Origin of the sequence: Pedobacter sp. SL55 (genome assembly GCF_026625705.1) — a bacterium.
Classification (GTDB): Bacteria; Bacteroidota; Bacteroidia; order Sphingobacteriales; family Sphingobacteriaceae; genus Pedobacter.
Genome location: NZ_CP113059.1, coordinates 408,571 through 433,128, shown reverse-complemented (window position 1 = coordinate 433,128; position 24,558 = coordinate 408,571). Strand labels below are relative to the sequence as shown.

Genomic DNA, 24,558 nt, shown 5'->3' with positions numbered 1-24,558 from the left:
TCAATGTTTTATCGTAATCTGTCGGCAGAACGAATTAGCTTTTCATCTTGCTTAATTCCCCTAATGGCCAATAAAGTAAAAATAATAGCCACTAAGGGCAACAGTAATCCGGGTTCAATATCAAGTGTTTTTATACCCTGGATACCATTGATAATTCGAGATAACCAAAATGATAAAGCCAAGATTAAAAAGATATTTAACGAAGCAATGCGGATCTGCAACTTCCTGTTTCTAAAGTTAAAGATATTAATGAAACTAATTAGCCCAGCTAAAATAATGCTTACCAAAAGTGGAATGTTTTTAACTTGCTCTTTTGCTCCCTCTAATTGTAGTCCGAAACCATTTAATGTATAGTATCCATTGTTGGCAGCTACGCCAATGGTAGGCACTATTAACAAGCATACAATGGTAATTGCGGCTAGTAAAAGCCAAATAGATTGAATTCTCTGTATCATAATGGCACAAAATTAAGGTTAATTGTTTAATTGTCCTATTGTTTGGTTAATCGGCTAACTGTTTAATTTGTTAATCGTTGTTCTAAATTTCCAAATGGGGGCTTCAACAATAAACGGCTGCTATTTTTGTGATAGTTTTGTGTCTTTTGTGGTTTAACTTTGGCACTTCGCTAATACCTTAGCACTCGATGAAACAAAACTGATAACTGTTAACAGAAAACTGACAACTGTTCCTTACTTTTGCAACATTGGAAACAAAGCGATATTTTGTTGAACTAAGCTATAACGGCACCGATTTTCATGGTTGGCAAACCCAGCCCAATGGCATTACTGTGCAAGAATGTTTAGATAAAGCATTAAGTACTTATTTTAGGCAAGAAATAATATCTTTAGGTTGCGGTAGAACTGATGCTGGTGTACACGCCACCCAGTTTTATGCTCATTTTGATTTGGTAGCGGTAAGCGAACAACAGCTTGTAAAAGCAGTAGCTGGAATAAATGCGATGTTGCCTTACAGCATTGCAATAGCTTCCATTTTTGAAGTAGCACCAGACGCACACGCTCGTTTTGATGCCACCGCTAGGGAATATAAATATTACCTGCATTTTAAAAAAAATCCTTTTAAACTAGAAAGCTCTTGGTTATATAAAGGAACTTTAGATATGCAAAAAATGAATGAAGCTGCGCAAATTTTATTAAAGCATAGAGATTTTTCTTGCTTCAGTAAATCTAACACGCAAACTTTTACCAACAATTGTAAAATCAGCTCTGCTAAATTCGAAACGCAAGGCGAAAGCTTAGTTTTTACTATTAAAGCCGACAGGTTTTTGCGAAACATGGTGCGGGCAATTATGGGCACTTTGGTAATGGTGGGCAAAGGCGATATTGAGGTAGGTGCTGTAGAAGAAATTATTTTAAGCAAAAATAGAAGTAAAGCCGGACAATCGGTACCGGCCTGCGGGCTATATTTGGTAGCGGTAGAATATCCGTATATTAAAATGAGAAAATGAGAAAATGAAAAAATGATGTGCTAACCGCTTCGTAAATATTTACTCATTTAGTCATTCAAAATTTAGTCATTCAAAGCTGAGAAAATGAGAAAATGAAGAAATGATGGGCTAACCGCTTTGTAAATATTTACTCATTTAGTCATTCAAAATTTAGTCATTCAAAACTGAGAAAATGTCAAAAGTAACAGGAGACGCATTTAATTTTAGCTTACTGAAACGGGTAATGGCCTATGTGAAGCCCTATCGAGCTACCTTTGTGTGGTCTGTCTTGTTAACTCTTCTGTTGGCGGCTATTGCTCCAGTTCGCCCCATGTTGGTTGGTTTTACACTAGATCAGCATATTTTAAAAGGCAATTATACCGGCTTGGTCAATATTACTATCTTGATGTTGGTGTTGTTGGTTTTCCAAACAGCTTTCCAATATGCACACACTTTACTTACCAATAAATTAGGTCAATCGGCCATTAAAGATTTGCGGATCAATGTATTTAATCATATTACCAAATTAAGGCTTAAATTTTTCGATAAAACACCTATTGGGCAACTCATTACTCGTACAGTTTCTGATTTGGAAACCATTGCCGATATCTTTTCTGAAGGTTTAATAGCCATGATTGGCGATTTGCTACAAGTAATTGTAATAACGAGCATTATGTTTTACATGGACTGGAAGCTTACCCTAGCAGTGCTCGTTCCCATGCCTTTGTTAATTATTGCAACCCGCATTTTCCAAAAGGCCATTAAAGTAGCTTTTCAAGAAGTAAGGGTCGAAGTTGCTAACTTAAATACTTTCTTGCAAGAGCATATCAGCGGTATTGCCATTATACAATATTTTGCGAGAGAAGAACAAGAGTACAAAAAATTCGAAAAAATCAATGTTCGCTATCGCGATGCCAACATTCGTTCTAATTGGTATTATTCAATTTTCTTTCCTGTAGTAGAACTGATTTCGGCCATGTCTCTAGGCTTGTTGATTTGGTATGGATCTAAAACCATCCTTAACAACCCTACCATAGAGCCAGGTATCATTACTACTTTCATCATGTTTATTAACATGTTGTTTAGGCCTATTCGCGAGCTGGCAGATAAATTTAATACCCTACAAATGGGAATGGTTGGTGCCGAGCGTGTGTTTAAGGTGCTAGATACACAAGAGCAAACAGAAGATATAGGCACCTTGGCGCCACAAAAACTGACAGGAAATATTTCTTTTAAGCATGTTTGGTTTAGTTACGACCAAGACCAAGAAGCAGCGCCAAAATATGTGCTGAAAGATATTTCATTTGAAGTTGCCTCGGGCCAAACCGTTGCTTTGGTTGGCGCTACAGGAGCTGGAAAATCATCAACCATCAATATACTTAATCGCTTTTACGAAATCCAAAAGGGGAGCATTGCTATAGATGGTGTTGCTATAAAAGACTACCAACTGGCGTATTTGCGTAAAAATATAGCCACCGTTTTACAAGATGTTTTCCTTTTTTCGGATACTATTTTTAATAACATTACCTTAAATAATCCTGAGATAAGTTTTGATGAAGTAGTAGATGCCGCAAAAAAAGTAGGTGCACATGGTTTTATTGAGCGTTTGCCGGGCGGCTATCATTACAACGTAATGGAACGTGGGGCTACACTTTCGGCAGGGCAAGCACAGCTGATTTCTTTCATTAGGGCTTTGGTTTATAAGCCAGCTATCTTGGTTTTAGATGAAGCTACCTCATCTGTAGATACTGAAACCGAGCTGATCATCCAAAATGCTATTGATAAATTGATGGAAGATAGAACTTCTATTGTAATTGCCCACCGTTTATCTACCATACAAAAAGCAGATCTAATTATTGTTTTAGATAAAGGCGAAATTAAAGAGAAAGGAACGCACCAGCAATTGTTAAAACTAGATGGCTATTACAAACGTTTGTACGATCTGCAATTTTCTTCTGTAGGCATTGCGAAATAGGTTTATTTTTTAAAAACCTGTTCAATTTTGTAAACCATCACATCTGTCCCTACATTTTCTTTACGTTCGTGTACCAGTTTAAATGTTGATGTACGCAGGTAATCTATTTTCCAAGTGCTGTCTGGTTGGGTTGTAAAAGTAATGTTTTCGCCCGTTTCATCAATCGTAAAGCCAAGTGTGTCCACTCCTTTTATAAACTTTAGGTTGCTATTAAAGATGGCTGTATCAACGGGTAAATCAATGGAATCTTTAAGCAGCGTATCTGCGTTTTTAAGCTCCAGCCTTACATAAGATTGGATAGGCCATCTGGTAAAATCTGTTCCGGTTAAATAACGTTCTACAAAAAGCTTTTGGTTTACAGGCTCTTTTTTACAAGCGTAACCAATAATGCCAATGCTTAGCAAACCTAATAAAACAAACTTAATCCTATCCATTATTTTTTTGATGTATGCAAACTTAGATAAATTCGTTGTTAATCTAAACAACGAATTGTTGATCTTTCTTCAACAGAAGAAGATGCTTTTATAGAAGGAATATACAAACAAAATTGTTTGTGCTTTTTTATCAAAGTTTAATCTTTTTTATACTATTGGTATTTAATTATTAAAAAAAATTAAAAATTGTTTCTATATTCCCAACTTCAAACCAAAACCAAAAATGAAGAAAATAGTTTCCAACCTTACTTTTCAAGTGCTTTTTGCCATCTCGCTAGGAGTTTTAGTAGGTGTGTTTTACCCGGGGTTTGCTCCTCATGCCGAGCTCATTAGCAAGAGTTTTATCAATATGATTAGTATGCTAATTGCACCAATTATTTTCTTTACCATTGTTTTGGGCATTGCCCACATGGGCGATATGAAAAAGGTAGGTATTGTTGGCGGAAAGGCATTGCTTTACTTCGAAATTGTAACTACCGTGGCTATTGCTATTGGATTGTTGGTTGCCAATGTGTTAAAGCCTGGCGTAGGTGTAAAAGTGCCAGAAGGCGATGTAGCTAAGATAGCACAGTATACATCACAGGCGGGTTCTATCAATTGGTTAGAGTTTATTGCGCATATTTTTCCTAGAAATATTTTCGAGGCTTTTTCTAAGGGCGAGATTTTACAGATTCTGGTTTTTGCAATTTTGTTTGGTTACGGTTTAAGTAAAATGGGCTCAACTGGGCAATCGCTATTGGTTACTTTTGATAAAATTGCCAAAGTGCTGTTTAACATGATGAAAGTAATCATGCGCTTGGCCCCGCTTGGTGCTTTCGGTGGTATGGCTTACAGCGTTGGTAAGTTTGGTTTGCACACGCTCTTGCCAATGGCCAAATTAATGGGTGCTGTGTACATCACTTGTTTTCTCTTCATTTTTGTAATTTTAAATGCCATTTGTCGCTATTACAAATTTAGTTTGTGGAAGTACCTAAAGTACATTCGCCAAGAAATTTTAATTGTGTTGGGTACCTCATCTTCAGAGTCGGTATTGCCAAGTATGATGAAAAAGATGGAAGATATTGGCTGCGAAAAATCGGTAGTGGGCTTGGTTATCCCAACAGGATATTCTTTTAACCTAGATGGTACGGCCATTTATTTGGCTATGGCTGTGATCTTTTTAACACAGGTTTTCGGTATAAATTTAACACTTGGAGAACAAGTTACCGTAATGCTAGTTTTAATGGTAACCAGCAAAGGCGCTGCGGGCGTAACCGGCAGCGGTTTTATTGTGTTGGCAAGTACATTAACTGCTTTAAAGATTATGCCTGTAGAACATATTGCCATTTTACTAGGAGTAGACAGATTTATGAGTGAAGCTAGGGCAATTACCAACATGATAGGCAATGGTATTGCCGCTATTGTAATTGCCAAGAGCGAAAACGAATTTGATGAAGAGAAATATCTGCTAGCCGTTAGCCCCGCCTCAATAGAAAGCGCCGAGGAAGAAAACTTACTAGACCAATAAACATTATAAATTTAATAGATACATTTCATGAGGTTTTTATTCTTGATTTTAGCACTTAGCTCAACATTATCTTACGCACAGCAACCTTTAGTAACGGTAACCGTAGAAAATCCTTCGCATTTACCTCGAAAAAATGAGATAGTAGAAATTTCGTGGCGTAAAATACTAGCTCGTTATCCTAAAATAGATACCGCAAATTTTAAAGTGCTTAATGCGGCTACCAATGCCGAAATTCCTTACCAATTAGAAATGCATGGGCATCCTATACATCAGTTGTTGTTGCAGGTAAGCTTGGCACCAAAAGAAGTTATTACGTTAAATGTGGTAGCAGGCAAGCCTAAGGCAATAACGCCTAAAACTTATGCCCGTTACGTACCAGAACGTAAAGACGATTTTGCTTGGGAAAACGATAAAGTGGCATTTAGACTGTACGGAAAGGCATTAGAAGGCACAGCCGATGATGCACAAGGATTGGATATTTGGGCTAAACGTACCGAAAAGTTGATTGTAAATAAATGGTATAAAAGTGGCGATTACCATACCGACCATGGAGATGGCTTAGATTATTACTCGGTTGGGATGACTTTAGGCGCTGGAGATATTGCCCCTTTCGCCAATGGCAAAATTATTTATCCAAAACACTATAGAAAGTATGAGGTACTTGATAACGGGCCGTTAAGAAGTAGTTTTATGCTTGATTTTGATGCGGTTGACGTGGCCGGAGAAATGATAAAACTGCGTAAAAAATACACTTTAGATGCCGGTAGTAGACTTAACAAGGTGGAAATCATTTTGTTGGATAGCGATAATCAGCAACAAAAAATGGCTATTGGCTTAGTAACTGTTAAACAGCCTAATGGCAATAAATATATGAATGCAAAGGAAGGTATTAGCTATTATTGGCAAAAAACCGATCCAAAAAATGGAACTATTGGTGTTGCTGCATTAACTTCAAAATCTTTTGAGCAAGTTTTCGAAAGTGAAGGACAAATTTTAAATCTGCTTACCTTGGCTAGCCAAAAACCAATTGTTTACTATAACGGCGGCGTGTGGGATAAACAGGGCGAAATTAAAACCGAACAAGAATGGTTAGCTTATTTGCGAGACTTTAAGCAAAAGTTGGCTAAACCTTTAAAGGTTAAAGTAAAATAGCGAAAGAATAAATGCAAAGCCCCAATTTTTTTGATTGGGGCTTTGCATTTACCTTAAGAATTTCGAATTAAATATTTCTTTGCTAATGTTTACGCTTATCAGGTGCAAATCACTACTGTTTGAAAGATTTAATGCACTAAACCCAATTCCAAAACATGAGTTCTTTTTGGTCTAGCGTGGTGGCTATGCTGGCTACGTAGTTTTCTTCAATCATAAACGTACGCATTTTAAAGACCTCTTTTTCTCTTTCTAAATGTTCTTCTAAACACTCGATAAGGTGTAGGTTATCGCTAACTCCCTCGCCACTGGCTTTTAGCAATGCTTCTTTTCTAGTCCACATCACATAAAAATTAGTAGGGTCTATGTCTTTATTGCCTATAAACTCTATCTCGTTTTTAGAAAAAGTGATGTCTAATATTGATTTAAAATCAAATTCTCGATTAAGGTATTCTACATCTATGCCAACTGGTTTAGGGCTAATGGCAATCAGTACGTAATCGCCGGTATGGCTAATGTTAAACTCAATGCCGTTTACCGTGGGTTTTTTATGGTCGTGAAATATAAAATCGATTTCGTGAGGAGCTGTTTTTAAACAAAAACTAAGGATAGTGCGAAGGCAAAATTTACTCACTACATACCGTTCTTTGTCTTTTTGGATAAACATTCTGCCCGCTTTTTCTTGTTCGCGGTCTGATAGCACTTCGGCAAGCTGCCTTTTGATTTTTGGGAAATAATTATCGACAGAAATTCGGAAAATGTGAGTTTTGTCTGTAGCTAACGGTTGTTCAACGCTGTATGGTTTCCATGCAAAGTTATAGCTTAACAGGGTGTCTATCATTTTTAGTTTTGTTAGTTTTAGCCCTTGGGCTGATGAGGTAAATATCGTTAAATTTCTTGAAATTGGACATTTTGTTTTTTGTTTGCCAAGAACGTTTGCCTTTGTTGGTTAAACCCGATGATAGCGAGCATCCCGATTTAAGCATCTGTTTTTACTGTTTTATGGTATGCTTGCTTGTTGCACAGGTTTCATCGGGATAAAGCGGTCAGCGGGGCTGCAATAGCAAAAGAATTACTGCCATTGTTTTTCAAAAATTTATGTTATAGGTTAAGTGCCGCAAGTTTTTATGTAAATAAACGCCGATGTGACAAATTATCTGTGTTTTACAGTTGACATTCCGTTGCAATTAGTTTAAGTTTGCACAACAAAAAAAATAGATACAATGAGTGTTTTAGTAAATAAAGATTCAAAAGTAATTGTTCAGGGGTTTACCGGTAATGAAGGTACTTACCACGCTGAGCAAATGATAGCTTACGGTACGAACGTTGTTGGTGGGGTAACTCCAGGCAAGGGCGGTCAGGAACATTTAGGCAGGCCCGTGTTTAACACGGTTAAGGATGCTGTTGATAAAGCTGGTGCTAATGTGTCTATTATTTTCGTACCTCCTGCATTTGCTGCGGATGCCATTATGGAAGCTGCTGAAGGCGGTATTAAAGTGATTGTTTGTATTACAGAAGGTATCCCTACAAAGGATATGATTGCTGTAAAATCTTATATTGCAGATAAAGATTGCCGTTTAATTGGCCCTAACTGCCCAGGTGTAATTACTGCCGATGAGGCTAAAATTGGTATCATGCCAGGTTTTATCTTCAAAAAAGGTACTGTTGGTGTAGTTTCTAAGTCTGGTACTTTAACTTACGAAGCGGTAGACCAAGTAGTGAAAGCTGGTTTGGGTATTACTACAGCTATTGGTATTGGTGGCGATCCAATTATTGGTACACCTACTAAAGAAGCGGTAGAGTTGTTAATGAACGATCCAGAAACTGAAGGTATCATCATGATTGGTGAAATTGGCGGTGGCATGGAAGCTGAAGCTGCTCGTTGGATTAAAGAACACGGTACTAAGCCAGTTGTTGGTTTTATTGCTGGTCAAACTGCGCCTCCGGGACGTAGAATGGGCCACGCTGGTGCTATTGTTGGTGGCGCTGACGATACTGCTGCTGCAAAAATGAAAATTATGCGTGAGTGCGGTATTACGGTTGTAGAAAGCCCTGCCGAAATTGGTGCTGCTATGGCTGCTTTGTTGAAAAAATAGTCTCGACAAAATATATTTTAGAAAAGCGTCCCGACGAAATTCGGGACGCTTTTTTTGTGTGCAAAATCTTACTTCTACATGAAAAAATCCATGCGCTTATTGGTTATATTTGTTTGATAAGTTGTGTAGGTAAATCCAAAATACAACGCTAAACCGTATATCAATAAAACGAAATAAGATATGAAATTGATAGCCGATAAAACATTGATGGTATGGATGCTGTTAGTGTCGATAAGTGTATCTGCTTGCGCACAACAATCTGCCGAAAAAAAACAAGAGGTTAAAGCAACTTCAAAAACAACAAGAAAAATGGAATGGAATAAATTAACAAAAGAAGAAGAACACGTTATTGTTGGCAAGGGAACAGAATATCCCGGAACCGGCAAATACGATAAGTTTTTCGAAAAAGGAACCTATATCTGCAAGAGATGTAATGCGCCGCTATACCGTTCGGAAACTAAGTTTGATGCCCATTGCGGCTGGCCAGCTTTTGATGACGAAATTAAGGGAGCAGTAAAACGCATTCCGGATGCAGATGGTTCGCGTACCGAAATTGTATGTGCCAATTGCGATGCGCATTTGGGACACGTTTTTGTTGGCGAATTTTTGACTGCAAAAAACACCCGTCATTGCGTAAACTCAATTTCTATGACTTTTGTGCCTGATAAGAAATAATTAAATGATTAAGTTTTGAATGAGTGAATAACAGCAAAAGTATACGCATACGTTGGTATTTACTCATTCAATCATTATTTACTCATTTACTCATTCTCTTAATCAACCAGTAGGCGAAAAATGAACCCACTAAAGCCATTGCGGCCCCAACTAGCGAAGGGTAATTGTAGCTTAACCCGTATACCAGAGGCAAGCCACCAAATAGTGCACCAAGGGCATTGCCAATATTAAAGCTAGCCTGACTAGCAGATGCCGCAATCATTTCCGAATCTTTAGCGGTTCTAATCATTAACATTTGTATGGGCGCTGCCGAAGCAAAGGCAATAGCGCCGGTTAAAAAGGTGGTAATTAAAGCTAGTATGGGATGTGCCGAAACAAAAAAGACAATAACTAAGATAAAGCACATGGCAAGTAAAAGTGCTATGCAGGCCTTAGCTGGAGAAAACTTATCGGCTAAATAACCGCCCAAAAAGTTGCCTACCAACATGCCTAAGCCTGCTAACATTAAGATATAAGTTACACTGCTTTCTGCAAAGCCAGCAACGTCGGTCATTAACGGAGCAATGTAACTGATCCAACAGAATAACCCTCCTGTGCCTATAGAAATCATCAGTATAATAATCCAAGCTTCGCGTTTGGCAAAAAAGCTGAGTTCTGTTTTCAAATCTCTGTTTTTAACGGCTGGTAGTTCTGGTAGCCAATATTTTAAGCTTAACAAAGTAACAAGGCCTACGATGGCAACAATACCGAAAGAATATCGCCATGAGTAATTGTGACCAATAAAAGTGCCTAGTGGCACGCCAAATAAATTAGCTATGGTAAGCCCAGCAAACATTAAGGAAACAGCCTGTGCTTGTTTACCTTTAGGCGCAATACGACTGGCTACTACAGAGCCTACACCAAAGAAAGCGCCATGTGGTAAACCAGAAAACAACCTGGCAATAAAAAGCGTAAAGTAACTAGGTGCAAAAGCAGAAACAGCATTAAATACGGTAAATAAAACCATTAATGCAATAAGGATGTTTTTTGGTGGATATTTTGCCGATATAATGGCCAAAGTTGGTGCTCCAACCACAACACCCAAAGCATAAGCAGAAATTAAATGGCCAGCTTGTGGTATGGTAATAGAAAGGTCTTTAGCAATATCAGGAAGTAGGCCCATCATTACAAATTCTGTAATGCCAATGCCTAAACCTCCTAAGGTAAGGGGAATAAGTTTTTTATCAATTAACATTTCTTAGTGTTTTTTTTACACTAAGCAAAGGTAGCCGTTTTTATTGTAGGATTTTGTCAATATGGTTAATTAATACGTTAAAAAAAAAGTCCCGATTTTTGTTACATCGGGACCTTTCATTTTCAACGCTTTTTAACGTGCTTTAAAATCTTTGCTATCGTCTCATCAGAGGGTTCTCTATAAAGCTCATCTAAGCTAGGTTTGATGGTTTTGTAAAAGCTCTGGTCAGAATTATCGCCTTGCTCTAAAGCATTCTGTTTCGATAGTTTTTTTAGGTTGGTTTGAGTAAAGGTTTTTGTCATACGCATTTATATCTTTTTGTTTAGATTTTAAACGTAAGCTAAAGACCTTTATTTCACGAGTATTGTACTTAAATTTTAATTTTTTTAAAAATTACTATTAACAATAAGTTAAATCTTTGTTTAACCCTTATTGGAGTGAATTAGCGCATAAAAACCATAATGCAACATTTTTGTGACTTAGCTGCGGCTTACGCTTATTTCTTTAACGTTCATCATTTTGCGTAGGTTGCTTAGCGCATAGCGCATTCGCCCCAATGCGGTGTTGATACTTACATCGGTAAGTTCTGCAATTTCTTTAAAGCTCAAATCGGCGTAGTGGCGCATAATTAAAACTTCTTTTTGCTCATCGGGCAAATGATGTATCATTTTACGTAAATCTACATGTGTTTGCTCTCTCAGCATACGTTCTTCGGCACTTTCTTCGTGAATTTGTATCAGGTTAAGCACGTCGGTACCATCGGCACTGGTAATGGTTGGCGTACGCTTTTCTTTTCTAAAATAATCGATAACCAAGTTATGTGCAATACGCATTACCCAGGGTAAAAACTTCCCTTCTTCGTTATACCTGCCAGAACGTAAGGTGTTAATTACTTTGATAAAAGCATCCTGGAAAATGTCTTCTGCGAGATATTGATCCTTAACCAATAAATAAATTGACGTGAAAATTTTGGACTTGTGCCGACGAAGAAGTTCCTCGATAACACTTTCGTCACCGCCGATATATAACTTCACCAAATCCTGATCACTAACCTGTTGTAACCTCATAGGAGTGTGTTTGATTAAATCCATCTTTATTAAATAATAAACACGTAAATTTTTAATCTATAGCTTTTCTCCTTTAGTTTTTTGTGAGTGAATAAGTTATTGTTTTGTTGTTACAGTTTCAAAAGAAACATTTTTTTATGAGATTCAAAGAATTAAATTGCTAAAAAATCTAAAAATCCCAAATAAACTTTAAAAATGGTTATTGTTAACGTTAATTAAATATCAATGCGCTGTCTTACGATATCGTTGCGTAAGCTTGTATACATTGTCAAATTTTGTACCAATCTTTAATGTGATAATTGGTGTAATTAGATAAGATGATGATTGACATCAAACTGACCAGTTTTTAATTATATCGTTGGTGTTCAGGCTTCCCTGCTCAAACTTTTATAACTATCTTTGTAAATTACATCGAGAGGTTATCAATGAGCAAGGAACTAGAGAAAGATCCACATCAACATATCATCATAAAAGGGGCTAGAGTACACAATTTAAAGAATATTGATGTAGCTATCCCTAAAAATAAGTTTGTAGTAATTACCGGAATGTCTGGTTCTGGCAAATCGTCGTTAGCATTTGATACGCTATACGCCGAAGGCCAACGTAGGTATGTAGAGAGCTTATCAGCCTATGCCCGCCAGTTTATGGGGCGTATGAACAAGCCCGATGTAGATTATATCAAAGGCATTGCTCCCGCCATTGCCATAGAACAAAAAGTAATTACTTCGAACCCGCGTTCTACGGTAGGTACTTCTACCGAAATTTACGATTACCTAAAATTACTATACTCTAGAATTGGTAGAACTTATTCCCCAATTTCGGGCAATGAGGTAAAAAAAGATACGGTAAGTACAGTTGTAGATTTTGTTGCGGCACTGGCCGATGATGAAGTGGTAACTATTTTCAGCCCATTGCATCCTCAAAATAATAGAACATTAAAAGAAGAGCTAGCGGTACTTTTACAAAAGGGATTTTTGCGAGTTTCTTACTTAGGCAATATCAAGAAAATAGAAGATTTGCTGGCAGATGATACCATTAAAGACGAAGAACTGACCGAAGCAGATCAGGTATTTATTTTGATAGACCGTATTGTGGTTGCTCACGATGATGAAACTTTAAGTCGCATTGCGGACTCGGCGCAAACTGCTTTTTTTGAAGGTAAAGGAGATTGCTATATTGAAAACGTCGGTAAACGAACTTTCTTTTGCGACCGTTTTGAGTTAGACGATTTGAAGTTCGAGGAGCCTACGCCCAATTTCTTTAGTTTCAATAACCCCTACGGTGCTTGTAAACGTTGCGAGGGTTATGGCAATGTAATTGGTATCGACGAAGATTTGGTAATTCCAGATAAAAGCAAGAGTATATACGATAATGCTATTGCTCCTTGGCGTGGCGAAAAAATGGGCGAATGGCTTAAAGCATTTATTAAAAATGCTGATAAATTCGATTTTCCAATTCATCGTTCCTTTAGCGAGCTCACAGAAAAACAACAGCAATTGCTTTGGACGGGTAATAAGTATTTCAGAGGTCTGGATGATTTCTTTAAGGAACTAGAAGAGCAGACATACAAAATTCAGTATCGGGTAATGCTATCGCGTTACCGTGGTAAAACTACCTGCCCAGATTGCAAAGGGACACGTTTACGTAAGGATGCATCTTATGTGAAAGTGGGTGGTAAGTCTATCTTAGAATTGGTGCTGATGCCACTTTCTACCATCTTGCCATTTTTTGATGGGTTGGCATTAACCGAAAATGAGCAGAAAATCTCGAAACGTTTACTGGCAGAAATTAGTAGCCGCATTTTATACCTTAACAATGTTGGTTTGGGCTATTTAACTTTAAACCGTCTATCAAATACTTTATCTGGCGGCGAAAGTCAGCGTATTAACCTAGCAACTTCGCTAGGCAGTAGCTTGGTAGGTTCTGTTTACGTGTTAGATGAGCCTAGTATTGGCCTGCACCCTCGCGATACCCACCGCTTAATTGGCGTGTTAGAGTCGTTAAGAAACGTGGGAAACACCGTTTTGGTGGTAGAGCACGAAGAGGAGATGATGAAAGCTGCCGACCATTTGATTGATATTGGTCCAGAAGCAGGTACACAAGGTGGAAATTTGGTTTTCAGCGGCACTTACGATCAAATCATTAAAGACAAAAAATCACTTACAGGCAGATATTTGGCAGGGCTAGATAGTATAGAAATCCCTAAAAAGCGTAGAAACTGGAAAGATCATATTTTAATTAAAGGAGCCAGAGAAAATAACTTAAAAAATGTGAATGTAAAATTTCCTTTGGGTGTGTTCACTTGCGTTACGGGTGTTTCTGGTTCGGGTAAAACGAGTTTAATCAAACGGATTTTGTATCCCGCTTTGCAAAAAGCCATTGGTAATTATGCTGGCGAGCAAACAGGGGCTTACGATGGAATTTTCGGCAATATCGATTTGGTGCAGCAGGTAGAAATGGTAGATCAGAACCCAATTGGTCGTTCTTCTCGTTCTAATCCGGTAACCTATGTAAAAGCTTGGGACGATGTTAGGGCCTTGTTTTCGGGCTTGCCAGCTGCAAAAGCCGCAGGGCTAAAACCAGCAGCATTTTCTTTTAACGTAGAAGGTGGCCGTTGCGATGTTTGCCAAGGCGAGGGCGAAGTTAAAATTGAAATGCAGTTTATGGCCGATATTTATTTGCCATGCGAAACTTGCGGTGGTAAACGCTTTAAACAACAGGTGTTAGATGTAACTTATCAGGATAAAAACGTGTCTGACATTTTAGATATGACGATAGACCAAGCGGTTGAGTTTTTTGTAAAAGAACCTAAAATAATGGCTAAGCTACAACCCTTGGTAGATGTTGGTTTGGGTTATGTTCATTTAGGACAATCGTCAAATACTTTATCTGGGGGCGAGGCGCAGCGTATTAAACTGGCTTCATTTTTAATTAAGGGGAACAATGCGCAAAAGGCAGTTTTTATTTTCGATGAGCCAACCACTGGTTTGCATTTTCATGATATTAAGAAACTATTAAAGGCGCTAAATACTTTGATAGAGCAAGGCAGTACGGTAATTGTAATAGAGCACAATATGGACATGATTAAATGTGCAGATTGGGTAATTGATATTGGTCCAGAAGGTGGAGATAAAGGAGGTAACGTTGTTTTTGAAGGTAAACCAGAAGATTTGTTGAAAGTAGCAAACTCTTACACCGGACAGTTTTTAAAAACGCATTTAGCTTAAGATTTGAGAATTGAGTATAGCGTATTGAGATTAGAACTCTAAACTTTCTACTTACAAATGTCTATATCAAACCAAACAATGAAACAATTTAACCATACAACAATTCTAGACTAATGCTCGTAGTTACCTTTCTAATTGGTGTTGCTCTTAACGCGATGGGATACATTCCGCCGGGTAATATTAACCTAACTTTAGCACAGTTAACCATTAACCGTGGTATGCGCCAAGCTTGGGGGTTTATCCTTGCTTTTTCTGCTATAGAGGTTTTTTTTACCTTCGGAATGATGCGTTTTGCCCGCTGGATTTCTAGCGATGTAGACATTGATAGCATTAAGTTGGGCAACTTTCAGTTGAGCTTTTTGGTGGATTTGTTTATGATGGTGTTACTCTTGGTAATGGGTACTTTAGCATGGCTTAACCGAGATAAGGTCAATCAGCCTAAGGCAACAGATAGTAGAAAAGGCAGTGTGCTTTATGGTGTTATTTTGGGCGTTTTAAATCCAGTACAAATACCTTTTTGGTTGTTTTTTGGCAACTATGTAATCTTACACGAGTGGATTGCTACAGATTATATATCATTGGTTATCTTTAGTATAGGCTCTGGCGTAGGCTCTATGTTGGCACTTTACGGTTACGCTTATTTTGCTAAATTTATTCAGGAAAAATTTACACTGAGTAGCCGCCTAATTAATAAATGTATTGCCATTTTTTTATATTGTTTGGCGCTGTATTTAGTTGTTAAGCAAATTATAATCCATTTTGGATAGTGTTTTTATTTGAAAAGGTGCTATAGTTTTTCATCGGAAATTTCAGCCCTGCTGTTCGCTGCTATTCCCGATGAAAAATCGGGATATATCCGCTTCCATCAGGTTTAATTAACAAAGTTAGTCCGTATCCACTTTGCAGTCTTTGCTGAACTCTTATTGTCTTCGCGGTTTATCTTCTTTACCCCAAAGTTTTGCTAAGCATTCGCAACAAACGCGAAGAAAAGAATTATTGAACTAGCTTTTCTCTAACTTAAATAGCTTAGTGCCGAAAATGAACAAAAAAATAATTTTAATGCCTTCTGCAATAACATAGTAAAAATGCAGGTAAGAATGTGGCACATCTTTACCCTGTATATAAAGTTCTGCTCTGGTATCTAATGCAGGCAAGAGCCATACCGTTTGTACAATCAGAAAAAGTAATGTGATGATGTAAAATGGACTAATGGAGATTTTTCTAAGGGTTCTGATGTTGCTGAATAGAATGGTTATTGCAAATACCCATTCCACCTTATTCAGCGCTGCAAAAACTAATCGGCCTATGCCTAAACCAATGGGTAATGTTACGCCAGGAGCTCTAAATTTTAGCCAAGCTTCTAAGAAACTGATGGCGCATACAAATCCGATCCAAGTAAAAGTGCAAATGACTGCTATGGGTTGTTGTACCTTTGAATTCATTTTGTGTATTGTGTATTGAGACTTTTTACTGAAAACTCCAAACTTAATACTGCCAGCTTAAAGCAATGGTTTTGCCTCGTTATTGCGGTAATATTCTATCTTGTACATAAACATCTCTGCCATTCTATCTCCTCGCCATTTGGCATCGGTAGCTTTTTCTCCGGTAAAAAATTCATCTATGGTGCTGTGCCATAAGCTTAGCCAGGTATCAAAATGAAGTTGGCTTACCGGAAGTTTGGCGTGTGGTGGGAAAGGACTACCGGTGTAGGTGTGTACTTCTAGTAGCACAGTCTGCCAAAAGCGATACATCTTCTCTAAATGTTCTGGCCATCTATCGCCAATACGCTCGTTAAAAATAGGACCTAACAACTCGTTTTCTCTAACCCTCAAATAGAAGGTATTTACCAATAATTGAATATCTTCTAAGCTGTTGATGTCTGCTAATGCCATTTTTCTTAAATTGGATGTACAAAATTAAGGTTTTAGCACAGCTATTCTTTCTGATACAAATCACGAAATCGATTAACAGTACTCACTTTACGGTTGGATGATTGTTAAACAATGAAAACTATTTCAGTAACTCTGGGATACGCTTGTTGTTTCCAACTATCCACACAATATCTTCATTTTCAAAAATCAAATTAGAATCTGGATTAAGGATACGCTGTCCGTTTCTTTCGATACCAACCACTAGGCCCTGAGTTTTCTCCCTAATGCCACTATCTCTGATGGTTTGTCCGAACACTGGAGATTTACTGTTGATCACTACTTTTTGTAAAGACATATCTTGTTTTGGGAAGGTATTCTCATCTTCTATTTCCGTATGATCTCCCTCAAATAAATGTTTAACGCTTGCCAGCTGGTCATCAGTTCCAATTACCAAAACTTTATCGTTAGGGTATAAACGTTCGTCACGTTTTGGTGTTGGTATCATAATTTTGCCACGTTCAATCATGGCAATGTTAATGCCGTACTTTTCCCTAACTGCCAAATCTACCAAGGTTTGCCCTACTAATTTTGATTCTGGTGCTACGGTAAGTTCGAGCAAATGTGTATCCCAAGGTAAAATTTCTGGTTGTTTTTTAGCCGTTTCTCTGGCATTAAGGTTGTAGAAAAACCTGTTTTCCATACGTTCGTAGAAACTTTGCAGCCTTCTAGAAAATATTACCATTACTAAAATGGTTAAGCCAAGTGCAATGCCGGCAGCTACCCAGGTATCAAAAAACTCATACATCAAAAAGCCTACAAAAAATACACCTAAGGCAATTCTAAAAACTTCTATGGCAATGAGTGGGCCACGGGTATATTTTTTATTAAGCCAAAGATGCGAGTAAGCGGTTTTTTCTATACGCCTTACCGAAAGTGCCCATAAAAAAGGCGACATCATTAAGAAAGAAATAAAAACACTGATAATTACACCATTGGTGCCGTTGGTAATGTTTTTAATGATAAAAGGATTTACGTATCGGGATGCCAAAACCACCACAGCGATGATAATTACCGAGTGGGTAATGGTATTGATAATGTACGATCTCAATAATATTTTCCAATCACTTAAAGTGGTTATGCCTTCGGTACTGCTACTGTATCTACTAATCGCATTAAGCCATTTTTGCGGAAGTATCTTCGATAAAAAATTATAGAAGTTTTCGGAATATTTGATAAGGTACGGTGTAGTAAACGTAGTTATTGCAGATACGGCCACGGTAATAGGATACAGGAAATCGCTAGTTGCTTTTAAGGTTAAACCCAAAGTGGCAATAATGAAAGAGAACTCTCCAATTTGCGTTAAACTCAACCCGGTTTGTACCGATGTTTTAAGTGGCTGACCAGAAAGTAAAGCACCGCTGCCTGTAGTAATTAGTTTGCCCACAATGGTAATGCCTGTAATTATTAAAATTGGCTGCCAATAGGCTAATAAAATTTTAGGGTCTATTAACATACCCACCGAAACAAAAAATACTGCCCCAAATAAATCTTTTACGGATTTGGTAAGGTGCTCAATTTTTTCTGCTTGAGGTGTTTCTGCCAAAATGGATCCCATAATAAATGCCCCAAGCGCCGGAGAAAACCCAACTTTTACCGCTAATATTACCATTACTAAACATAAAGCTAAAGACACCACGAGCAAGGTTTCATCGTTCATTAGCTTCTTGGTTAATTTTAAAAAAGATGGGATGATGAAAATACCACCTAAAAACCATAGTATTAAAAAGAAACTAAGTTTTAAGATAGACACTACCATTTCTGCACCTTCAAATTGCTGACTAACGGCAACCGTAGTGAGTAAAACCATAATTAAAATGGCAGCTAAATCTTCTACAATCAGTGCTCCAAAAACCAGATTAGCGAACTTTTTGTGCTTTACCCCCAGTTCATCAAAGGCTCTAATGATAATTGTTGTAGAAGAAACAGAAAGTACGGCACCTAAGAAGATGCTGTCCATGGTTTTCCAGCCCATTAGTTGGCCAGCAAAATAACCAATTAAGCACATTCCAATAATTTCTACCAAAGCGGTAATAGACGAAGAGCCTCCAACCTTAACCAGTTTCTTAAAGCTAAACTCTAGCCCCAAGCTAAAAAGTAAGAAAATTACACCAATTTCGGCCCAAGTGGTAATGCTTTTATGGTCGGTTACGGTAGGCGTAAAATTAAGATGAGGACCTACAATTACCCCAGCCAATATATAGCCTAAAACTAGTGGCTGTTTGATTTTTTTAAATATAATAGTAGTAATGCCTCCAGCGGCAAGTATCAATCCTAAATCTGCAATAAGTACAGGTAAATGTGTCATCTGGCTAAAATGTTGTTTTGTTGTTTAAATTTTAATGATTAAAAATGGAAACAAAATTTACCAAAAGGCATGTTTAGGATATAGGTAGCTAAATATATATTGATAACTGAATTTTTTGCGAATACGCCAATCTAAGATTTTTAATGTGATGGATAGCGTTGGTTTTGTGTTGATGTTAAAAGGCAGGTTTGGTAAGATACTTTGAGCAAATGATGGTCGTGCTTTGGTAGAATTTACTTTTATTTTCGTAAAGTTCGATGATTTTTTCTTTTTGCCGAGGCTTACTTTAGTAGTTGTGCTAATTTGTGTTTCTTTTTGCAAGGGCAATGCAGTTTCGTTAGCAGATAACGAAGAGTAGCAAAGCGTTAACCAAACAAAAAAGAGCAACACATACTTCATAGCCCACAAATTACAAAAAAATGTTGGGTTTTTGAAGCTTTAAAGCAATAAATGGCCTTTGTTAATTAGAAAACGACAATAAGATGTTACTTGCCGTCGAAAAAAGCCAAAGTATCTTCTTTATCTTGCTGTAACTGTTTTTTCAAGGCTTCTAATCCTGTAAATTTCACGTCGTGCCTTAAAAAAGCCAAGAAGCTCATCTTAATGTTCTGTCCGTAAATCTCTTTGTCGAAATCAAAGATGTTTACTTCTATGTTGCGTGTCATACCGTTAATGGTTGGTCGTTGCCCAATGTAAGCCATTCCCTTGTAAGTCTGATGTCTGATGTCCGATGTAGGAAGTTCAAATAAAGAATTATTTGTTTTACTGTTTGACGTGTGAGATTGAGTATTATTATCTTCGGACTTCGGACTTCCGACCTCCGACTCCAATTCTACGGTAACTGCGTAAATGCCATCGCCAGGAATTAATTTGTAGGTTTCGGCAACAAAAATGTTTGCTGTAGGAAAACCTATGGTTCTTCCAATTTTATCGCCTTTAATTACTGGGCCATAAATAGAAAATGCATAGCCTAAGTAGTTGTTAGCTAAAGCAACATCGCCATCTAATAAAGCTTTCCTGATTTTGGTAGAGCTTACGGCAACATCGTTAATATCTTGCTCTGGAATTTCCTCAACGCTGTAGCCAAAAACTTCTGCATTTGCTGCTAGAGTTTGAATATTGCCCAATCTATCTTTGCCAAAGCGATGGTCGTAACCGATAATGATTTTCTTAGTGCCAATGGCATCTACCAAAATGTTTTTAATGTATTCTTCGGCACTTAAATTAGAAAAATCTCTGGTAAATGGCGTGATAATTAAATGGTCTACACCTAAACTAGCTAAGATCTGCGCTTTTTCGTCAACCGTATTAATCATTTTCAAGTCCTGGTTTTCAGGGTCAATGATCATCCGCGGGTGGGGGAAAAAGTCAATAAAACCGTTTCTCCACCTGAAGATTTTGCTAATTCGCACAATCTTTTGATAATTTTTTGGTGCCCAAAATGCACGCCGTCAAAAGTACCGATGGTAACTACTGCGTTATCTAATTTTTTAAACTCCGAAAGTTGGGTATATATTTTCATTCAGCTATATCTTGTATTTAATGGAGATGAGCTATCATGATTATTTGTTTATTTTTTGATTTGAAAATCATGATGGTTCAAAATAATTAAATCTTATTATTTGCCACATAGAAACATAATCTTTCTAACTTCAATATTAGATAAAACGTATTTATATTTCTTCATTATCAATTTGCTATTTCTTTAAACTAAAATATCCTATGTGTACATGTGGTTTAATCTTAATGGAAAGCCTGACGTTTAACCACGCCGCCTTTTAAATCAGCAATTTGCTGTTGTACAACAAACGCATTAGGGTCAATTTCGTTTATTTTATCTTGTAGTTTACTCAATTCTAGCTTGGTTACTACGGTATAAATAATGTCGATGTCTTTTTTCTGCAAATAACCACCTTCGCCTTTGTAAATAGTTACGCCTCGTTTCATCTCGTTAATGATAAAGGCCTTAATCGTCTCATTTTCTTCAGAGATGATTGTTACTCCGGTATAAGCCTCTAAGCGGTTTACAATAAAATCGATGGTATTTGTGGCCGATAGGTACGTTAGGATTGCGTATAAAGCGGTATCGATATTAATAAAGTAAGCGGCAAATAAGAAGATAATGATGTTGAGGATAAAAATGATATTGCCTACCGTTAGTTGACTTTTTCTACTGATGTACAAAGCTAAAACTTCGGTGCCATCAATTACGCAGCCGCCACGCATGGCCAAGCCTATACCGCCGCCTAGAAAGAACCCGCCAAAAAAGGCCACCAAAACTTTCTCGTGGGTAATGGGTACAAACGGAATGAAAATTAACCCCAAAGAAAGCGCCGCAATGGCGATAGCTGTTTTAAATGCAAAAACGCTACCTATCTGTTTATAGCCTAAAATAATAAAAGGAATATTGATGATGATGATGAGGTAAGATAAATTCCAGTCGGTTAGTGTGCTTACCAATAGCGAAATACCAGTTACGCCACCATCAATAAAATGCTCGGGCATTAAAAAACTTTTTAGCCCAAAACATGCAGAAATAACGCCTAAACACATGAAGAGAATTTCTCTCGCCATGCGTATTTTTTCACTTTTGCTATGCTTTTTCATTGGTTTCTGTATTTGCTTTTGCTTCTTCTCTTTTATCACGAAGATAAGCAATGAATGCGGGCAGCTCAAACGCATTGCTCAATAAAAAGTTGCCACTGCGGGTGCGTGTCAATTTAGAAAGGTAAGCACCATTGTTTAATGCCTTGCCAAAATCAGAAACTAGCGAGCGTATGTAAGTGCCTTTGCTGCAAACTACTCTAAAATCTACCTCGGGTAAAGCAATTCGGGTAATTTCAAACTCATTAACGGTTACAAAACGCTTTTTCAATTCTACTTCTTCGCCTAAACGAGCTTTCACGTATAAGCGTTCGCCATTTACTTTTACAGCAGAATGTGCTGGCGGATATTGAGAGATATCGCCTTTAAATTGCTCGGTGATAGCGTAAATTTGCTCTTCGCTAATGTTTGAAATATCAAAAGTAGCATCTACTTCGGTTTCCATATCGTAAGATGGGGTAGTAGCACCCAGTACCAAAGTTCCGGTGTATTCTTTTTCTTCTGCTTGGAAGGTGTCGATTTTCTTGGTCAGTTTTCCGGTACAGATAATCAACAAGCCTGTTGCTAAGGGATCTAAAGTACCAGCATGACCAACTTTTAACTTTGCTGGCTTTAACGAATTACGGATTTTTCCAACAACGTCGAAAGAAGTCCATTGGTAAGGTTTATTAATGAGCAAAAGTTCGCCTTCTGCAAAATTGAAGTCTGGGAATGTAATATTTGCTTGCAAAGTATTTATTTAGGCCGCAAATTTACGGATTAAATAATGGATAACTCGTGGCCTGAAAGTAATAATACCAAGATAATTAGTCCTACTACAATGCGATACCAGCCAAAAGCTTTGAAGCCATGCTTAGTGAGCACAGTAATAAAGCTCTTTATGGCGATAATAGCTACGATAAAGCCAACTACATTGCCAATAATTAAAAGGTTAATTTCATCTCCTGAAAAAGTATGCCCTTCTTTCATGAATTTGTACAATTTCACAACAGAAGCACCCAACATCATGGGGATAGCTAAAAAGAAAGAAAATTCGGCTGCTGCTTTACGGGTAAGATTTTGTGTCATTCCGCCAACAATAGTATTTGCCGAACGAGACGTACCAGGAATTAATGCTAAGCATTGGTAAAGCCCAATAATGAAAGATTGTTTGTAAGAGATTTCGTCCGAGTTTTCGATTTGGGGTTTGTTGAACCATTTATCTACAAAGAGTAAGATAACTCCGCCAACTACTAACATCACGGCCACCATTAAAGGGCTTTCTAATAGCGAATCGATAAAATCATTTAGTAATAAGCCTAAAATTGACGCTGGTATAGCGGCCACCACCAATTTATAGTAGAAATTTAGCGACTTGAAAAAGCGTTTAAAGTACAATACCAAAACAGATAAGATGGTGCCGAGTTGTATCACAATGGTAAAAAGCTTAACAAAAGGAGTAGGCTCCATATTCATTAAAGCTGTGCCAATAATCATGTGGCCTGTAGACGAAACGGGCAAAAATTCGGTTAATCCTTCAATAATAGCAAGGATAATTGCTTGTAGATAGTTCATTATCTAGATTTACGATTGTAGATTTACGAAATACGATTGATGTCTCTCCAATCGGCTATGCGTCATTAGTTTCCATCCTTTTGGGAAGGTTAGGATGGGCTTTATTTCTTTAGAACAGCGTAAACCCCAAATGCGAAGCCGAAAAGCACTACTACTGGTGCAATTAATGTTCTTCTAGTATCGTAGATATCGCCATCTGCACCCATCATTAAGATAAAGCCAACCACTACAATAACAATGCTGATGATTAATAATTGGTAATTTTTCTTACTGAATACCAATTCTTCTTTTGGTTTCTGCGTTGCAGAAGTTGTTTTTTTGTCTGACATTATCTGTATAAATCGTAAACTTTTAAACGTAGATATTTGCTTACTGCAAACCAGGTACTTATTCCGGTAATGAAAATACCAATGGCCACCAAACTGATGAATACCAAGCCAAATTCGCTATAGTTTCTCAAAATGATGATTTCTGGCAGCTCTTGTTGTGTATAATATAGTAACCCTAAAAGGATGATAATAGCAATAAACGAGGCAATAACTCCATGCAAAGCGGCAACTAATATAAATGGCTGGCGGATGAAGTTTTTGGTTGCGCCTACCAACTGCATACTTTTAATTAAAAAACGCTGAGAGAAAATAGCCAAACGAATGGTATTGTTGATTAACGCAATGGCAATTACCAATAAAATTACCGCAAAGCCTAAAACAATTAAACTAATGGTGTTGATGTTCTTGTTTACCATATCAATCAATGAGCTTTGATACACTACCTCTTTAACAATTGGGTTTTTCTCCATGCTCTTTTTCAACGCATCGATATTTTGGTTGTTGGCATAATCTGCCTTCATATATACATCAATGGTAGAGAGTAGCGGGTTGTATCCTAGGAAGTTAACAAAATCCTCGCCTAAATCTTTAGTTAAATTGTGTTGAGCAACCTCTTTATTTACGTATTGAGTTTGTTTAACCGCAACATTGTTGTCTAAACTCTTTTTAAAAGCAAGCACTTCGGTTTCTTTTGCACCTTCATCAACAATAATGTTTAGCACAATATTCTCTTTCACATAGTTAGATAAGTTTTTGGCATGTACCAAAATTAAGCCCAACATGCCCAACATTAACAATACTAATGCAATGCTAAAAATGGTAGAAACGTATACTGTTTTGGTCTTTTTTGCCGCCTGACTTACTTCAAATTCTTCCATAAGTATTTAATTGTTTCTGCGAAAATAAGGAAAGATACGCTAAATCTTAAATTAATGATGGCTTAATTGCTCAATTGTTTTATTGTTAAGAACGTATAAAGGTTGCGAAACGTTAGTTTATATCCTGAGACTTTAACATTCTTTAACGA

23 protein-coding genes and 1 pseudogene are annotated in these 24,558 nt (G+C 37.4%); 8 read left to right on the top strand and 16 right to left on the bottom strand.

Features of this window, described 5'->3' with window-relative positions:
• Nucleotides 1–8: 8 nt before the first annotated feature.
• Nucleotides 9–455 (bottom strand): DUF4293 domain-containing protein, encoded by a 447-nt coding sequence (locus OVA16_RS01880; RefSeq protein WP_267763221.1) that lies wholly within the window; start codon nucleotides 453–455, stop codon nucleotides 9–11.
• Nucleotides 456–703: 248 nt separating this feature from the next.
• On the opposite strand from OVA16_RS01880, the gene truA reads away from it, so the two are divergent.
• Entirely contained in the window at nucleotides 704–1,465 is a 762-nt protein-coding gene (gene truA, locus OVA16_RS01875) for a tRNA pseudouridine(38-40) synthase TruA (protein WP_267763220.1), read from the top strand.
• Nucleotides 1,466–1,637: 172 nt separating this feature from the next.
• Nucleotides 1,638–3,419 carry an ABC transporter ATP-binding protein gene (locus OVA16_RS01870; RefSeq protein WP_267763219.1) on the top strand — a complete coding sequence of 594 codons (1,782 nt, stop codon included), beginning with the start codon at nucleotides 1,638–1,640 and terminating at the stop codon, nucleotides 3,417–3,419.
• A gap of 2 nt (nucleotides 3,420–3,421) precedes the next feature.
• Here OVA16_RS01870 and OVA16_RS01865 read toward each other — a convergent pair whose 3' ends face one another.
• A complete protein-coding gene (locus OVA16_RS01865) occupies nucleotides 3,422–3,853 on the bottom strand; it encodes a hypothetical protein (RefSeq protein ID WP_267763218.1) in 432 nt (143 codons plus the stop codon).
• Nucleotides 3,854–4,076: 223 nt separating this feature from the next.
• Between OVA16_RS01865 and dctA the strand changes: the two genes are divergently transcribed.
• Both dctA and OVA16_RS01855 read left to right on the top strand, forming a co-directional pair.
• A complete protein-coding gene (dctA, locus tag OVA16_RS01860) occupies nucleotides 4,077–5,360 on the top strand; it encodes a C4-dicarboxylate transporter DctA (RefSeq protein ID WP_267763216.1) in 1,284 nt (427 codons plus the stop codon).
• A gap of 27 nt (nucleotides 5,361–5,387) precedes the next feature.
• Nucleotides 5,388–6,512, top strand: a complete 1,125-nt coding sequence (locus OVA16_RS01855) for a DUF4861 family protein (protein ID WP_267763214.1) — start codon at nucleotides 5,388–5,390, stop codon at nucleotides 6,510–6,512.
• Between the two features lie 136 nt (nucleotides 6,513–6,648).
• On the opposite strand, the gene OVA16_RS01850 is transcribed toward OVA16_RS01855, so the two are convergent.
• Nucleotides 6,649–7,350, bottom strand: a complete 702-nt coding sequence (locus OVA16_RS01850; RefSeq protein WP_267763213.1) for a 4'-phosphopantetheinyl transferase family protein — start codon at nucleotides 7,348–7,350, stop codon at nucleotides 6,649–6,651.
• Nucleotides 7,351–7,732: 382 nt separating this feature from the next.
• Between OVA16_RS01850 and sucD the strand changes: the two genes are divergently transcribed.
• Together sucD and OVA16_RS01840 are read left to right on the top strand one after the other, a co-directional pair.
• Nucleotides 7,733–8,605, top strand: coding sequence for a succinate--CoA ligase subunit alpha (sucD, locus tag OVA16_RS01845; protein ID WP_267763212.1), 873 nt, complete (start codon nucleotides 7,733–7,735; stop codon nucleotides 8,603–8,605).
• Between the two features lie 180 nt (nucleotides 8,606–8,785).
• Nucleotides 8,786–9,280 carry a methionine-R-sulfoxide reductase gene (locus OVA16_RS01840; RefSeq protein ID WP_267763211.1) on the top strand — a complete coding sequence of 165 codons (495 nt, stop codon included), beginning with the start codon at nucleotides 8,786–8,788 and terminating at the stop codon, nucleotides 9,278–9,280.
• Nucleotides 9,281–9,362: 82 nt separating this feature from the next.
• On the opposite strand, the gene OVA16_RS01835 is transcribed toward OVA16_RS01840, so the two are convergent.
• The 3 genes from OVA16_RS01835 to OVA16_RS01825 all read right to left on the bottom strand — a co-directional run bounded on the left by OVA16_RS01835 (nucleotide 9,363) and on the right by OVA16_RS01825 (nucleotide 11,581).
• Entirely contained in the window at nucleotides 9,363–10,514 is a 1,152-nt protein-coding gene (locus OVA16_RS01835; protein WP_324288472.1) for an MFS transporter, read from the bottom strand.
• 122 nt (nucleotides 10,515–10,636) lie between these two features.
• On the bottom strand, nucleotides 10,637–10,816 hold the full coding sequence (locus tag OVA16_RS01830; protein WP_267763210.1) for a hypothetical protein: 180 nt from the start codon (nucleotides 10,814–10,816) through the stop codon (nucleotides 10,637–10,639).
• 177 nt (nucleotides 10,817–10,993) lie between these two features.
• Nucleotides 10,994–11,581, bottom strand: coding sequence for an RNA polymerase sigma factor (locus OVA16_RS01825; protein ID WP_267765326.1), 588 nt, complete (start codon nucleotides 11,579–11,581; stop codon nucleotides 10,994–10,996).
• Between the two features lie 425 nt (nucleotides 11,582–12,006).
• Here OVA16_RS01825 and uvrA point away from each other — a divergent pair, with 425 nt between their 5' ends.
• Both uvrA and OVA16_RS01815 read left to right on the top strand, forming a co-directional pair.
• On the top strand, nucleotides 12,007–14,808 hold the full coding sequence (gene uvrA / locus OVA16_RS01820; RefSeq protein ID WP_267763209.1) for an excinuclease ABC subunit UvrA: 2,802 nt from the start codon (nucleotides 12,007–12,009) through the stop codon (nucleotides 14,806–14,808).
• A 113-nt stretch (nucleotides 14,809–14,921) separates the two neighbouring features.
• Nucleotides 14,922–15,575, top strand: coding sequence for a lysine transporter LysE (locus tag OVA16_RS01815; protein ID WP_267763207.1), 654 nt, complete (start codon nucleotides 14,922–14,924; stop codon nucleotides 15,573–15,575).
• A gap of 234 nt (nucleotides 15,576–15,809) precedes the next feature.
• Here the strand turns inward: OVA16_RS01815 and OVA16_RS01810 are convergent, their stop codons facing one another.
• From OVA16_RS01810 to OVA16_RS01765, 10 genes and pseudogenes are all read right to left on the bottom strand, one after another.
• Nucleotides 15,810–16,250: a hypothetical protein gene (locus OVA16_RS01810; protein WP_267763206.1), complete on the bottom strand. Its 441-nt coding sequence runs from the start codon at nucleotides 16,248–16,250 to the stop codon at nucleotides 15,810–15,812.
• Between the two features lie 57 nt (nucleotides 16,251–16,307).
• Nucleotides 16,308–16,700, bottom strand: coding sequence for a group III truncated hemoglobin (locus OVA16_RS01805; RefSeq protein ID WP_267763205.1), 393 nt, complete (start codon nucleotides 16,698–16,700; stop codon nucleotides 16,308–16,310).
• 118 nt (nucleotides 16,701–16,818) lie between these two features.
• Nucleotides 16,819–19,044: a cation:proton antiporter gene (locus OVA16_RS01800; protein ID WP_267763204.1), complete on the bottom strand. Its 2,226-nt coding sequence runs from the start codon at nucleotides 19,042–19,044 to the stop codon at nucleotides 16,819–16,821.
• A gap of 57 nt (nucleotides 19,045–19,101) precedes the next feature.
• Nucleotides 19,102–19,443, bottom strand: coding sequence for a hypothetical protein (locus OVA16_RS01795; RefSeq protein WP_267763203.1), 342 nt, complete (start codon nucleotides 19,441–19,443; stop codon nucleotides 19,102–19,104).
• Nucleotides 19,444–19,529: 86 nt separating this feature from the next.
• Nucleotides 19,530–20,566: pseudogene (locus OVA16_RS01790) on the bottom strand (bifunctional riboflavin kinase/FAD synthetase).
• Between the two features lie 221 nt (nucleotides 20,567–20,787).
• Nucleotides 20,788–21,651, bottom strand: a complete 864-nt coding sequence (locus tag OVA16_RS01785; protein WP_267763202.1) for a YitT family protein — start codon at nucleotides 21,649–21,651, stop codon at nucleotides 20,788–20,790.
• Entirely contained in the window at nucleotides 21,638–22,378 is a 741-nt protein-coding gene (gene truB / locus OVA16_RS01780; protein WP_267763201.1) for a tRNA pseudouridine(55) synthase TruB, read from the bottom strand. The genes OVA16_RS01785 and truB overlap by 14 nt, the downstream gene beginning before the upstream one ends.
• A gap of 29 nt (nucleotides 22,379–22,407) precedes the next feature.
• Nucleotides 22,408–23,202, bottom strand: a complete 795-nt coding sequence (locus OVA16_RS01775) for an undecaprenyl-diphosphate phosphatase (RefSeq protein WP_267763200.1) — start codon at nucleotides 23,200–23,202, stop codon at nucleotides 22,408–22,410.
• A gap of 101 nt (nucleotides 23,203–23,303) precedes the next feature.
• Nucleotides 23,304–23,531, bottom strand: a complete 228-nt coding sequence (locus OVA16_RS01770; RefSeq protein ID WP_267763199.1) for a DUF3098 domain-containing protein — start codon at nucleotides 23,529–23,531, stop codon at nucleotides 23,304–23,306.
• Nucleotides 23,531–24,409, bottom strand: coding sequence for a cell division protein FtsX (locus OVA16_RS01765; RefSeq protein WP_267763198.1), 879 nt, complete (start codon nucleotides 24,407–24,409; stop codon nucleotides 23,531–23,533). Before OVA16_RS01765 ends, OVA16_RS01770 begins: the two co-directional genes overlap by 1 nt.
• Nucleotides 24,410–24,558: the final 149 nt, after the last annotated feature.